The organism is Pseudomonas sp. SAS7, from assembly GCF_052112345.1.
GTDB classification, from domain to species: domain Bacteria; phylum Pseudomonadota; class Gammaproteobacteria; order Pseudomonadales; family Pseudomonadaceae; genus Aquipseudomonas; species Aquipseudomonas putida_Q.
In genome coordinates this window covers 245,489-259,581 of sequence record NZ_JBEGGO010000006.1, presented here as the reverse complement: position 1 = coordinate 259,581, position 14,093 = coordinate 245,489, and the positions used below count along the sequence as shown (strand labels likewise).

The following is a 14,093-nucleotide window of genomic DNA, read 5'->3' as shown; positions in this document are numbered from 1 at the left end:
TGTGAGCCCGCGTACCCGCAGCATCGCGCAGATCACTGTGCTGTTTTTGATCCTGATCCTGTCGATCATCCTGCTGTTCGCCAACTTCGCGTACCTGAACACCCAATCCAATTACGACAAGCAGTACATCGGCCATGCTGGCGAGCTGCGGGTGTTATCGCAACGTATCGCCAAGAACGCCACCGAAGCGGCCACCGGCAAGGCCTTGGCCTTCAAGCTGCTGTCGGATGCGCGCAACGATTTTGAGCGGCGCTGGGGCTACCTGCGCCAGGGTGACAAGTCCACCGGGCTGCCGCCCGCGCCGCCCACGGTGCGTGACGAGATGGAATCGGTACGCCGCGACTGGGAAAACCTGCGCAAGAACACCGACACCATCCTGGCCAGTGAGCAGACTGTGCTGTCGCTGCACCAGGTAGCGGCGACCCTGGCCGAAACCGTGCCGCAGTTGCAGGTGGAATACGAGAAGGTGGTCGAGATCCTGCTGCAAAGTGGTGCCCCGGCCAACCAGGTGGCGGTGGCCCAGCGCCAGCTGTTGCTGGCCGAGCGCATCCTCGGTTCGGTCAACACTGTGCTGGCCGGTGACGATGCCGCAGCCCAGGCGGCCGACGCCTTTGGTCGTGATGCCGGGCGCTTTGGCCAGGTGCTGGAGGGCATGCTCAACGGCAACGCGGCAATCCAGGTAACCCGCGTCGAAGACGCCGATGCGCGCGCACGCCTGGCTGAAATCGCCGAACTGTTCCAGTTCGTTGCCGGCTCTGTGGATGAAATCCTCGAAACCTCGCCCGAACTGTTCCGCGTGCGCGAGGCAGCAGGCAACATCTTCAGCCTGTCGCAAACCCTGCTCGACGAAGCGTCGCACCTGGCCAACGGTTTCGAGAACCTGGCCGGCGGGCGCACCCTCGACACCGTTGGCGGCTACGCCCTGGGCCTGCTCGCGCTGGCCTCGATCATCCTCATCGGCCTGGTCATGGTGCGCACCACCAACCGCCAGCTGCGCGAAACGGCGGAAAAAAACGAACGCAACCAGCAGGCGATCATGCGCCTGCTCGACGAAATCGAAGAGCTGGCCGATGGCGATCTGACCGTGACCGTATCGGTAACCGAGGACTTCACCGGTGCCATTGCCGACTCGATCAACTATTCCGTGGACCAGCTGCGCGACCTTGTGGCCACCATCAACCACAGCGCCGTGCAGGTGGCTGCGGCCGTGCAGGACACGCAAAACACCGCTCGCCAGCTGGCCAAGGCGTCCGAGCACCAGGCCGAGCAGATCAGCGAGGCATCCGAGGCGGTTGGCGACATGGTCGAGTCGATCGACCGGGTATCCGCGCATGCCTACGAATCGGCCAAGGTAGCCGAACGCTCGGTAGCCATCGCCAACAAGGGTAACGAGGTGGTGCACAACACCATCAACGGCATGGACAATATTCGCGAGCAGATCCAGGACACCGCCAAGCGGATCAAGCGCCTGGGTGAGTCTTCCCAGGAAATCGGCGACATCGTCAGCCTGATCGACGACATTGCCGACCAGACCAACATCCTTGCCCTCAACGCGGCGATCCAGGCCTCGCTGGCCGGTGAGGCCGGCCGTGGTTTTGCCGTGGTCGCCGACGAGGTGCAGCGCCTGGCCGAACGCTCGTCATCGGCTACCCGCCAGATCGAGGCGCTGGTGCGCACCATCCAGGCCGACACCAACGAGGCGGTGATCTCCATGGAGCAGACCACCGCCGAAGTGGTGCGCGGCGCCCGCCTGGCCCAGGATGCCGGGGTGGCGCTGGCCGAGATCGAAGGGGTATCGCAGAACCTGGCCGACCTTATCCACAGCATCTCCGACGCTGCCCAGTTGCAGACCTCTTCGGCCGGGCAGATCTCCCACACCATGGCGGTCATTCAGCAGATTACCGCGCAGACCTCCGCCGGCTCCGGGGCCACTGCCGACAGCATCCGCCACCTGGCCCGCATGGCCAGCGAGATGCGCCGTTCGGTGTCTGGCTTCACCCTGCCGCCACCTGCCGAGCCCAAGTGAAGCGCCGCGCTGAGGAAGTGACCATGGCATCTGTTGCTGTAAGCCCCGAGCGCCACGACACGGTGGCGCTGGCCTGGACCAAGGCTGCCATCCTCGACTGCCTGGGCCAGGCGCGCCAAGCGCTGGAGCGTTTTGCCGGCGAGCCTGGCGAGCTGTCGATACTGGCCTTTGTGGTCGACAACCTGCACCAGGTGCATGGCTGCCTGCGCATGCTCGAGCTGCGAGGTGCCACGCGCCTGGCCGAGGAACTGGAGCTGTTCGCCAAGGCCATGGCCGATGGCCAGGTGAGCCCACGGGGTGATTGCCTGGGTGCGTTGTTCCGCGGCCTGGAGCAATTGCCCTCATACCTGGAGCGCTTGCGCGGTGCCCGCCACGACCTGCCCTTGGTGATGCTGCCGCTGCTCAACCAGCTGCGTGCCTGCCGTGGCATCGAGCCGCTGGCCCAGGCCAGCTTGATCAGCGGTGCTGCGCAGCGTTTTGCCGGCTCCGACGACCTGGCCAACCTCGACTTGTCGCTGGGCAACTGGCGCGAACAGTTGCAGGCCGGGCCGGGCCGCGATGCCTTGCGCTCGGTGGTGACCGCACTGTGCGACGACCTGATGCGCATAAAGGAGCGCCTGGACCAGTTTGTGCGCAGCGATCGCCAGCACAGCGAGCAGCTCGATGCCCTGCTGGCGCCGCTACGCCACGTGGCCGATACCCTGGCGGTACTGGGCTTTCAGCAACCACGGCGAGTGATCATCGACCAGGTGCTGGCGTTGCAGGCCCTGGCCCAGGGCGAACGGGCCGTGGACGACGCGGTGCTGATGGATGTAGCGGGGGCCCTGCTGTATGTGGAAGCCTCCCTGAACGGCATGGTCGGCCCACTGGAGGAAAACGGCCAGGGCGGCCTGCCAGGCTCGGACCTGGCCGAAATACGCCAGCTGGTGCTGAACGAGTCGCTGAACGTGTTGCAGCAGGCCAAGGACCTGATCGGCGACTATGTGGAGTCCGACTGGCCCCGGCAGCGCCTGCAACCCTTGCCTGGGCTGTTGCAGCAGGTGCGCGGGGCGTTGGCCATGTTGATGCTACCCGCCGTGGCCGAGCTGTTTGCCGGCTGCGCAAGTTATGCGCAACGTTGGTTGCAGCACCTGGAGGACGAACCGCCCGCCGACGAGCTGAGCCACCTGGCCGAGGCCTTGAGCGCCGCTGAATGCTACCTGCAGTGGCGGGTGGCCGACCCGCTGGCGGATGGCCAGCCGTTCATCGACATGGCGTGTGCCAGCCTGGCGGCGCTGGGCGTGCACTGTGCACAGGCCGACGCCCGAGCGGGCCTGGATAGCCAGGGCGATGGCATCGATGACGAACTGCGCGAGGTGTTCCTCGAAGAAGCAGGCGAGTTGCTGCCGGAAATCGAGCGCCACTGGCTGCGCTGGCGTGCCGACAACCAGCAGCGCGGGGCACTGGGGGAAGTGCGCCGTGCGCTGCATACGCTCAAAGGCAGTGGCCGCATGGTGCATGCCGAGGCCGTGGCGGAACTGGCTTGGGGCGCCGAGCACCTGCTGAACCGGGTGCTGGAGGGCCGCAGCGTGCTCAGCCCGGAAGGCGTGGTGGCCCTGCAACAGGTGTTCGTCCATCTGCCTGATCTGCTGGCCGACTTTGCCGCCGGCCAGCTGCCGCAACTGACCGAAATCGAACAATTGGCCGGGCACCTGCATGCCCTGGCGGAAAACGACGCACCGGCGGCCAGTATCGATGGCCTCGATCCACAGTTGCTTGATATCTTCCGCAGTGAGGCACAGGGCCATCTGGCCAGCCTTGATGATTTTCTACAGGGCGCCGATGGCCACGACACGCCGGTCAGCGATGGCCTGCAACGTGCCCTGCACACGCTCAAGGGCAGTGCCGCCATGGCCGGGGTGATGCCGGTCGCCGAGCTGGCCACCGCCTTCGACCGCCTCGCCCGTGAATACAAGGGCCATCAACTGCCACTGCAAATGGCCGAGATCGAATGGCTGGAAGCCGCGCGCTCGCTGTTCCACCTGGGCCTGGCGCAACTCGACAGCACACCCCTGGCCGCCATCCCTGGCGCCGCGGAACTGATCGAAGCGGTTGGCCAGGCAGTCGATAGCCGCCTGGCCGGCGGGCATGACGACCCGCAGCATGCCCGGCGCAGCAAGCGCGACCCGCAGCTGGTTGCCAGTTTCCTGGCCCAGGCCATGGACATTCTGCTGGATGCCGAGTCGTTGCTGTCGCGCTGGCAGCAACAACCCGGCCAGCGCGACGCACTGGATACCCTGCTCGACCAGATGACCACCCTGGGCCACGCCGCGCACCTGGCCGATTTGTGGCAAATGGATGATGTGTGCGAGGCCTTGCTGGACCTGTATGGCGCCGTGGAAGAGGGCAGCCTGCCCGCCGACGCACGCTTTTTCGCCCACACACATCGCGCCCATGAGGCCCTGCTGGACATGCTCGACGAAGTGGCAGCCGGGCAGGACGTAGTGCCGCGGCCGGAGCTGGTCGACAGCCTGCGCAACCTGCTGGACCAGGCCTTGCCACCAGATGCCACCGGCCTGGTGGGCATCGACACGGTGACACCGCTGCACCCGGACATGGACCTGACCGATACCTTGGGGCTGTCGCATGACGCGTTCTCGCCAGAGCTGGTCGAACCACTGCCTGAAGAGCCGGAAAGCCCAGGCGAAGAGCTGCTTGAAGTATTCCTCGAAGAAAGCTCGGACATCGTCGAGAGCGCCGCCGCAGCCCTGGCGCGCTGGCAGGCCGACCCGCGCAGCAGCGTCGAGGTCGACAACCTGATGCGCGACCTGCACACCCTCAAGGGTGTGGCGCGCATGGTTGAAATTGCGCCGATCGGTGACCTGGCCCACGAACTGGAATTTCTTTACGAGCTGCTGGCGGCCGGGCGTTTGCCGCCGAGCCCGCCACTGTTCGCCCTGTTGCAGAATTGCCATGACCGCCTGGCGCACATGCTTGATGCCGTGCGCCTGGGGCAGCCTTTGCATGCCGCCACGGCGCTGATCGACTATATACGCAACTTCAGCAGCGCGGCCCTGACCGACAGTGCAGCTGGCCAAGGGCCGGTCGAAGCCGCCGCCAGCGAGGTACCGGCGGCAGCGCCAGATCGGGCGCCAGGCGACATGGTCAAGGTTGATGCCGAGTTGCTCGATGACCTCGGCAACCTGGCCGGCGAACACTCGATCATTCGTGGGCGCATCGAGCAGCAGGTCAACGATGCGCAGTTCGCCCTCAACGAGATGGAAACCACCCTGGAGCGCATGCGCGACCAGTTGCTGCGCCTGGACAACGAGACCCAGGGGCGGATCTCCAGCCGCCAGGCATTTGAAGGCGACGCCTATGACGACTTCGACCCCCTGGAAATGGACCGCCATTCGCAGTTGCAACAACTGTCGCGGGCCTTGTTCGAGTCTGCCTCGGACTTGCTCGACCTGAAGGAAACCCTGGCCCAGCGCGCTCAGGAGGCGTACAGCCTGCTACAGCAGCAGGCGCGGGTGAACAGCCAGTTGCAGGAAGGCCTGACCGCCACCCTGATGGTGCCCTTCGAACGCCTGGTGCCACGCCTGCAGCGTGTGGTGCGGCAGGTGGCCAGCGAACTGGGCAAGCAGGTTGATCTGGTGGTCGGCAACGCCGAAGGCGAACTGGACCGCAGTGTGCTCGAACGCATGGTGGCGCCGCTGGAGCACATGCTGCGCAACGCTGTCGACCATGGCCTGGAAAGCCGCGAAGCGCGGCTGGCCGCTGGCAAGCCGGAGCAGGGCACCATCCACCTGAACTTGCTGCACGAAGGCGCCGATATCGTTATCGAAATGATTGACGACGGTGCCGGTGTGCCCCTGGACGCGGTGCGGCGCAAGGCCATCAAGCGCGGCCTGCTGGACCCGCAGGCGTACTTGAGCGATCACGAGATCCTGCAATTCATCCTGCGCCCGGGTTTTTCCACCGCCGAAAAGATCACCCAGATTTCCGGGCGCGGCCTGGGCATGGACGTTGTGCACGAGGAGGTCAAGCAGTTGGGTGGCTCGATGAGCATCGAGTCCGCCCAGGGCAAGGGCGCGCGCTTCTTGATCCGGCTGCCGTTCACCGTATCGATCAACCGTGCGCTGATGGTGCACCTGGGCGAGGAACAGTACGCCATCCCGCTCAATACCATCGAGGGCATCGTCCGCGTGCCGCCGGCAGAGCTGGCGACCTGCTACCAGCTGGACGCACCTCGCTATGTATACGCCGGCCACGAATACGAGCTGCGTTACCTGGGCGAGTTGCTGCAAGGCTTGCCGCGCCCCGCACTGCTGGGGCAGAGCGTGCCGTTGCCGGTGCTGCTGGTGCATTCCAAGGAGCAGTCGTTCGCCATCCAGGCCGACAGCCTGTCGCCCAGCCGCGAGATCGTGGTTAAAAGCCTGGGGCCACAGTTTGCTGCGGTTGCCGGGTTGTCGGGGGCGACATTGCTGGGGGATGGCCGGGTCGTGCTGATTCTCGACTTGCTTGGCCAGCTGCGCGGCCAGCAGCGGCGCCTGGCCCGCTTGCCCGGCGGCGGCACCCAGCGCCAACTGCTCGGCCCGGCGCCGCGGCGGGCGTTGCTGGTGATGGTGGTGGACGATTCGGTGACCGTGCGCAAAGTTACCAGCCGCCTGCTGGAGCGCCACGGCATGAGCGTGCTCACGGCCAAGGACGGGGTCGATGCCATGGCCCTGCTGGCAGAGCACCGCCCCGACGTGTTGCTGCTGGACATCGAAATGCCACGCATGGACGGCTTTGAGGTGGCTACACGCATCCGCCGTGACGAGCGGCTGAAAGATTTGCCGATCATCATGATCACTTCGCGCACCGGGCAGAAGCACCGCGACCGTGCCATGGCCATCGGCGTCAACGAATACCTGGGCAAGCCGTATCAGGAGTCGCTGCTGTTGCAGAGCATTGCCCATTGGAGCCAGGCCCATGCTTGAACTGATTTCCGGCCAGCGCAGCAGCCTGACCGGGCTGTTGCTGCCGTTGGGTGACCGTACCCTGGTGTTGCCCAACGTGGCGGTGGCCGAGCTGAGCGGGCAGCGTAACCTGGTGTGCCAGCCCGGCGACCCCGCCTGGCACCTGGGCTGGATCGACTGGCGGCAGCAGCGCCTGCCGCTGATCGGCTTCGAGGCGGCGTGCGGTGGTGAAACACCGTGCGGTGAGCGGGCCCGGGTGGTGGTGCTCAATGCCCTGGGTGATACCGGCCTGCGCTACCTGGCGCTGTTGCTGCAAGACATACCGCGCTCGTGCAAGCTCGACAGCCAGTTGAACTACGTGGATGTGGCGCTGGGCAGGCTGGAACTGGCGGCGGTGCAGGTGGGCGAGCAGGTGGCTCGGGTACCGGATCTGGTTGCATTGGAAAGGCTGGTGCGTGACGCGGATCTGCAACCTGACCTTGGGTAGGATGTAAGGCACAGGGGCCTAGTCGTCTGGATGTGGGAATCGGGCTACCGCAACACCCTGTAGGAGCAGCCTTGTGCTGCGAAGAGGCCGGTAAGGCTGAAGGTCATCTTCGGCTGCTATGGCCTCTTCGCAGCACAAGGCTGCTCCTACAGGCCTTGTGTTTATCTTGAAATCGACACCGGGTGAGGCCATCAGCATCACATCAGGAACCCAGCCCACCTAAGGAGGTCTGTGTTTGCATGTATTACGGTGAACGCTTCAACGCCTGGACCCACCTGGTCGGTGCCGTCCTGGCCTGTATCGGTGCCATCTGGCTGATCGTGGTCGCGGGCCTGCAAGGCGACCCGTGGAAGATCGTCAGTTTCTCCATCTACGGCGGCACGCTGCTGTTGCTGTACAGCATCTCCACCCTGTACCACAGCACCCGCGGGCGGGCGAAGGTGATCATGCGCAAGCTCGATCACCTGTCGATCTACCTGCTGATCGCCGGTAGCTACACGCCATTCTGTCTCGTCAGCCTGCGTGGCCCCTGGGGCTGGAGCCTGTTCGGCGTGGTCTGGGGGCTGGCGGTGATCGGCATGTTGCAGGAGATCAAGCCGCGCTCCGAGGCGCGGATCCTGTCGATCATCATTTATGCCGTGATGGGCTGGATCGTGCTGGTGGCAGTGAAGCCGTTGCTGCACTCGCTGGGCGGCGCCGGCTTTGCCTGGTTGGCCGCCGGCGGAGTGTTCTACACCGTGGGCATCATCTTCTTCGCGCTCGACAGCCGTTTGCGCCACGCGCACGGCATCTGGCACTTGTTCGTGATTACTGGCAGCCTGCTGCACTTCGTGGCGGTGTCGTTCTACGTGCTCTAGTTAAAAATCGCCCCACAATTGCTGTGCCACCGACAGCGCCACCACTGGCGCAGTCTCGGTGCGCAGCACCCGTGGACCAAGGCGGGCGGCGTGGAAGCCGGACGCGTTGGCCTGCTCGACTTCGGCCTCGCTCAGGCCGCCTTCGGGGCCGATCAGAAACGCCAGGGTCGCAGGTTTTTCGTGGCTGGTAAGCGGCTCGGCCACCGGGTGCAGGACCAGTTTCAGGTCCGCCTTGGTGCTGCCCAGCCATTCGGCCAGCGTCACGGGTGGGTGGATGACCGGCAAGGTAGAGCGGCCGCATTGTTCGCAGGCGCTGATCGCCACCTGGCGCCAGTGGGCCAGGCGCTTGTCGGCGCGCTCGTCTTTCAACCGCACTTCGCAGCGTTCGCTGACGATCGGGGTGATTTCGTTGGCGCCAAGCTCGGTGGCTTTCTGGATCGCCCAGTCCATGCGCTCGCCACGGGACAGACCCTGGCCGAGGTGCACGTGCAGCGGTGAATCGGCCTGGCCGGCGAGGGCCCGGTCGAGGCTGACGCGTACGGTTTTCTTGCCCACTTCAAGCAACTGGCCGAGGTATTCATGGCCGCTGCCGTCGAACAGCTGCACGGTGTCGCCGGGGGCCATGCGCAGTACGCGGCCGATGTAGTGGGCCTGGGCTTCGGGCAGGTCGTGCTCGCCAAGGCTCAGGGGGGCGTCGATGAAGAAGCGGGACAGTCTCATGGAATGCTCGTTTAAAAGGTGTACTCGCCCTTTGTAGGAGCGGCCTTGTGTCGCGAAAGGGCTGCGCAGCAGCCCCAGGGTTTTAACAGTGGTGCATAAATTGCCGGGGCCGCTGCGCGGCCCTTTCGCGACACAAGGCCGCTCCTACAGGGGTTATGCGGATAGGTTTCTGGCCTAGCCCGGGTCGCGGAAGTCGGGGTGGAAGTTGGCCGGCACGGCAACACTGACGCTGTCGCGGGTGGCGATGTCGATGCCTTCGCTGGCAACTTCTGCAAGGAAGTCGATCTGCTCCGGGGTGATCACGTACGGCGGCAGGAAGTACACCACGCTGCCCAACGGGCGTAGCAGGGCGCCGCGGGTCAGGGCGTGTTCGAACACCTTCAGGCCGCGCCGCTCCTGCCAGGGGTAAGCAACCTTGCCAGCCTTGTCCTGGACCATCTCGATCGCCAGGGCCATGCCGGTCTGGCGGATTTCGGCCACGTGAGCATGATCGGCCAGGTGCGCAGTGGCGCTGGCCATGCGCGTAGCCAGGGCCTTGTTGGCCTCGATCACGTTGTCCTGTTCGAAGATGTCCAGGGTCGCCAGCGCCGCAGCGCACGCCAGCGGGTTGCCGGTGTAGCTGTGCGAGTGCAGGAACGCGCGCAGGGTCGGGTAGTCGTCATAGAACGCCTGGTACACCTTGTCGGTGGTCAGGCAGGCGGCCAGCGGCAGGTAGCCACCCGTCAGGGCCTTGGACAGGCACAGGAAGTCCGGGCGGATGCCGGCCTGCTCGCAGGCGAACATCGTGCCGGTGCGGCCAAAGCCCACGGCGATCTCGTCGTGGATCAGGTGCACGTCGTAACGGTCGCAGGCCTCGCGCAACAGCTTGAGGTACACCGGGTGGTACATGCGCATGCCGCCGGCACCCTGGATCAGCGGCTCGACGATCACGGCGCTGATCGAGGCGTGGTGCTCGGCCAGGGTCTGCTCCATGGCGGCGAACATGTTGCGCGAGTGCTCTTCCCAGCTCATGCCCTCTGGGCGCAGGTAGCAGTCGGGGCTTGGCACCTTGATCGTGTCCAGCAGCAACGCCTTGTAGGTTTCGGTGAACAGCGGCACATCACCTACCGACATGGCGGCGATGGTTTCGCCGTGGTAGCTGTTGGTCAGGGTGACGAAGCGCTTCTTGTCCGGTTTGCCGACGTTCTGCCAGTAGTGGAAGCTCATCTTCAGCGCCACTTCGATGCACGACGAGCCGTTGTCGGCGTAGAACACCCGGTCGAGGCCGGCCGGGGTCATGGCCACCAGTCGCTCGGACAGCTCGATTACCGGCTGATGGCTGAACCCGGCCAGGATCACGTGCTCCAGTTGGTCGACCTGGTCCTTGATGCGCTGGTTGATGCGCGGGTTGGCGTGGCCGAACACATTGACCCACCAGCTGCTCACCGCGTCCAGGTAGCGTTTGCCTTCGAAGTCCTCCAGCCACACGCCTTCGCCGCGCCTGATCGGGATCAGCGGCAGCTGCTCGTGGTCTTTCATCTGGGTGCAGGGGTGCCACAGGACCTTGAGGTCGCGTTGCATCCACTGATCGTTGAGGCCCATGGGCACTTCTCCTGGCTTTGCGGCGTGGTTCGACCGCGTAAGCCTAAGCAATGCCGCAAGGCAGGACAACCGCTGCCTTTCAATGGCGGTGGGTGCCGGTCCATTCGAGCCGCCGGATGTGCACGGTACCGGCCTGCGAAGTGGAGATGGTCAGGCGGCGGAAGGGGCCGTCGATCACCTGGTGGTAGGGGTTAGTGGCGATGGGGCCAGGGCGCAGGTCGCGAAACCCGCTGCCTTCCACGGTGAGCCAGTAGAAGTTGCGCGGTATCGGGGTGGCCAGGTCGCAATCTACTCTTTCAGCATCGAACAGCATGTGCAGGTCGTCGCAGAGAAAGTCGCTGACTACGTAGTATTCCAGGCGCAGGCACTCGACTTCCTGGGCGAAGACGATTTCTACATCGCTGTGTTCCCCGATGACCAGTTCGGTACCGTCTTCACCCTTGAACGCTTCATGAAAGCCGGTCCATGAGGTGCTGTTGGAGCGGATACTCAGGCCGGATGCTGTATGCAGCGTCTTTTTGTGCCACAGAAACTGCCGTTCGACGTGTTGGAAGTGCTCCTCGAAGATCATGCGCGTGCCCTCCTGGTGGGGCTTCTGGCCATCCTGGCCAGCTTCGCCTGCTTCTGTGTGATCGGGCTACTGGCAAAAATGTCAGTTGCCAAAAGCACTTGATGTCACTGCGCTGGCAGGGTCGGCGGAGGTGACGTATTCTTAACGCATCTCCCTCGGGGCATTCCTGCCTCTCCCCGTTTCTGTAACCTCTGACTCGGAGTCCGCCGACATGGCTGCTGCTTGGGTGCGCCTGTGCGCGTTGGTATTGATTGGTGTCTCCAGCGGCGCCGCGCTGGCCAAGGACAAGACGCCCACGGCGATTGTCGTGGGTGGCGGCCTGGCGGGCCTGACGGCAGCCTACGAGCTGCAGGACAAAGGCTGGCAGGTGACCCTGCTGGAGGCCAAATCGGGCATGGGCGGGCGCTCGGGCTTGGCCACCAGTGAGTGGATCGGCAATGCCAAGGCGCAGCCGGTGCTCAACCATTACCTGGACCGTTTCAAGCTTGAAACACTGCCGGCACCGGAGTTTGTGCGTAGCCCCGGCTACCTGATCGACGGTGAGTACTTCAGCGCAACCGACCTGGCCACCAAGCAACCGGCTACCGCCGAAGCGCTCAAGCGCTACGAGAAAACCCTCGATGACCTGGCCCGTTCGATCGATGACCCGCTGAACCCGCAGGCAACCAGCACGCTGTTCGCCCTCGACCAGATCAACGTCTCCACCTGGCTGGACAAACTGCAACTGCCGGCGACCGCCCGTCAGCTGGTCAACCAGCAGATCCGTACCCGTTACGACGAACCGTCGCGCCTGTCGCTGCTGTATTTTGCCCAGCAGAACCGTGTGTATCGCGGTGTCAGCGACCGTGACCTGCGTGCCGCGCGCCTGCCCGGTGGCAGCCCGGTGCTGGCCCAGGCCTTTGTCAAGCAACTGAAGACCATCAAGACCAGCTCGCCGGTCACCGCCATCGTCCAGGACAAGGATGGCGTAACGGTAAAAGTCGGCAGCGTCGGCTACCAGGCGGATTACCTGGTCATGGCCGTACCGCTGCGCGCCCTGGCCAAGATCCAGATGACCCCGGGCCTGGACACCCAGCACGTGGCGGCGCTCAGAGGCACCAACTATGGCTGGCGCGACCAGCTGATGCTCAAGTTCAAGAAGCCAGTGTGGGAAAGCCGCGCGCGCATGTCGGGCGAAATCTTCAGTAACGCCGGCCTCGGCATGCTGTGGATCGAGCCAGCGCTGAAGGGCGGCGCCAACGTGGTGATCAACCTTTCCGGCGACAACGCCCGCCTGCTGCAAGCGTTTGGCGACAAGCAGATGGTCGACCAGGTGCTGATCCGCCTGCATGCGTTCTACCCGCAGGCCCGCGGTGCCTTCACCGGTTACGAGGTCAAGCGCTACAGCACTGACGCCGGTACCGGCGGCGCTTACCTGGCCTATGGCCCGGGGCAGATCAGTAAATACTGGCGCCTGTGGGAGCGCCCGGTGCAGCGCATCACCTTTGCCGGTGAACATACCGATGCCCTGTACCCAGGAACCCTGGAAGGCGCCCTGCGCAGTGGCCAGCGCGCGGCCAGCCAGGCCCAGGACCTGTTGGTCGGCAAGTCGTTCGACCCCGCCAAGGCGGTGCCGGTTGCGGCGGCAGGGGCAGCAGGTGCGGCGGCGGCCAAGGACAGCAAGGGCGGGTTCTTCTCCAATATGTTTGGTGGTTCGTCCGACAAGGCCGACAAGGCTGACAAACCGCCGGTCAAGGCTGAGCCGAAGCAGGCCGAAGAGGCCAGGCAGGACCAGCCAGGTTTCTTCAAGCGCCTGTTTGGCGGGGCGGATACGCCAGAGGTGAAGGCTGAGCCAATCGCCAAGGCAGAGGAAGTGGCACCTGCTCCTGCTCCCCAGGCCGCGCCGGCTCCGGTGGCACCAGCGCCTGTGGTCAAGGAAGCGGCAGCCAAGCCTGCGGCAACCAAGGCCGCCCCGGCCAAGCATGCGCCGGCGCACAAACCGGCGCATAAGCCTGCCGAAACCAAGAAGGCAACTGCCAAATCCGAGCCGACCAAGAAACCTGTGGCCAATACCCCGGCCAAGGCTGGTTGATTGATCGACAGTGCCGGCCTCTTCGCAGCACAAGGCTGCTCCTACAGGCACCGCATACCCCTGTAGGAACAGCCTTGTGCTGCGAAGAGGCCAGTGCTGGCAGCCTCTATTTCCCCGACTATCGTTAATGTTTCCTTAATGGGAAGCTTACAGAATACTTATCGGATTTCTCGATAAACCGAAGCAATTTTTTCCGCTTTTCTTCGATACGTTACGCGTTAGTCTGTGCACAGCTTTCACGGGGATACACGCCAACATGCAACTGCGCAATTCACCTTCTCGCTACGGCGTGGTCAGCATCATCCTGCACTGGGGTGTGGCGCTGGCAGTCTTCGGCCTGTTCGGCCTGGGTCTGTGGATGGTCGGCCTCGACTACTACAGCCCTTGGCGCAAAGCCGGCCCGGACCTGCACAAAAGCATCGGCCTGGTGCTGCTGGCGGTGATGCTGCTGCGGGTGGTCTGGCGTTTCATCAGCCCCCCACCACCGGCACCCGCCAACCATGGCGCAGTCACACGCCTGGCGGCCAAGCTGGGCCATCTGGCCTTGTACCTTGGTCTGTTTGCGGTGATGGCTGCCGGATACCTGATTTCTACCGCCGACGGCGTCGGCATTCCGGTGTTTGGCATGTTCGAAGTGCCGGCACTGATCAGCGACCTGCCTGACCAGGCAGATGTTGCGGGTGTGATTCATCTCTGGCTGGCCTGGGGCCTGGTGATTTTTGCCGTGCTGCATGCCCTGGCAGCGCTCAAGCACCATTTCATCGACCGTGACGCGACCCTGACTCGCATGTTGGGCCGCAAAGCTTGACTCTCAACCTCAATTGCATAGGAAGGAAA

General features: G+C 64.5%; 9 protein-coding genes. 6 read left to right on the top strand and 3 right to left on the bottom strand.

Annotation, left to right across the window (positions count from 1 at the left end; translation table 11 throughout):
• Position 1: 1 nt before the first annotated feature.
• The 4 genes from ABI582_RS12420 (at position 2) to trhA (ending at position 8,313) form a co-directional block, all read left to right on the top strand.
• A complete protein-coding gene (locus ABI582_RS12420) occupies positions 2-2,026 on the top strand; it encodes a methyl-accepting chemotaxis protein (RefSeq protein ID WP_442119341.1) in 2,025 nt (674 codons plus the stop codon).
• Between the two features lie 23 nt (positions 2,027-2,049).
• Positions 2,050-6,990: an Hpt domain-containing protein gene (locus tag ABI582_RS12415; protein ID WP_442119317.1), complete on the top strand. Its 4,941-nt coding sequence runs from the start codon at positions 2,050-2,052 to the stop codon at positions 6,988-6,990.
• The gene (locus tag ABI582_RS12410; protein ID WP_016489537.1) at positions 6,983-7,456 is read left to right on the top strand and encodes a chemotaxis protein CheW; all 474 of its coding nucleotides are present in this window, start codon (positions 6,983-6,985) and stop codon (positions 7,454-7,456) included. Before ABI582_RS12415 ends, ABI582_RS12410 begins: the two co-directional genes overlap by 8 nt.
• Before the next feature lie 239 nt (positions 7,457-7,695).
• Entirely contained in the window at positions 7,696-8,313 is a 618-nt protein-coding gene (trhA, locus tag ABI582_RS12405; RefSeq protein WP_019471552.1) for a PAQR family membrane homeostasis protein TrhA, read from the top strand.
• On the opposite strand, the gene ABI582_RS12400 is transcribed toward trhA, so the two are convergent.
• From ABI582_RS12400 to ABI582_RS12390, 3 genes are all read right to left on the bottom strand, one after another.
• A complete protein-coding gene (locus ABI582_RS12400; RefSeq protein ID WP_442119316.1) occupies positions 8,314-9,033 on the bottom strand; it encodes a 16S rRNA (uracil(1498)-N(3))-methyltransferase in 720 nt (239 codons plus the stop codon).
• A gap of 174 nt (positions 9,034-9,207) precedes the next feature.
• Positions 9,208-10,614: an adenosylmethionine--8-amino-7-oxononanoate transaminase gene (locus ABI582_RS12395; RefSeq protein ID WP_442119315.1), complete on the bottom strand. Its 1,407-nt coding sequence runs from the start codon at positions 10,612-10,614 to the stop codon at positions 9,208-9,210.
• Between the two features lie 79 nt (positions 10,615-10,693).
• The gene (locus ABI582_RS12390) at positions 10,694-11,185 is read right to left on the bottom strand and encodes a hypothetical protein (protein ID WP_258654221.1); all 492 of its coding nucleotides are present in this window, start codon (positions 11,183-11,185) and stop codon (positions 10,694-10,696) included.
• Between the two features lie 211 nt (positions 11,186-11,396).
• Here ABI582_RS12390 and ABI582_RS12385 point away from each other — a divergent pair, with 211 nt between their 5' ends.
• Positions 11,397-13,256, top strand: a complete 1,860-nt coding sequence (locus tag ABI582_RS12385) for an FAD-dependent oxidoreductase (RefSeq protein ID WP_442119314.1) — start codon at positions 11,397-11,399, stop codon at positions 13,254-13,256.
• A 256-nt stretch (positions 13,257-13,512) separates the two neighbouring features.
• Complete coding sequence (locus ABI582_RS12380; protein WP_338745460.1) at positions 13,513-14,064, top strand: cytochrome b; 552 nt, start codon at positions 13,513-13,515, stop codon at positions 14,062-14,064.
• Positions 14,065-14,093 lie beyond the last annotated feature (29 nt).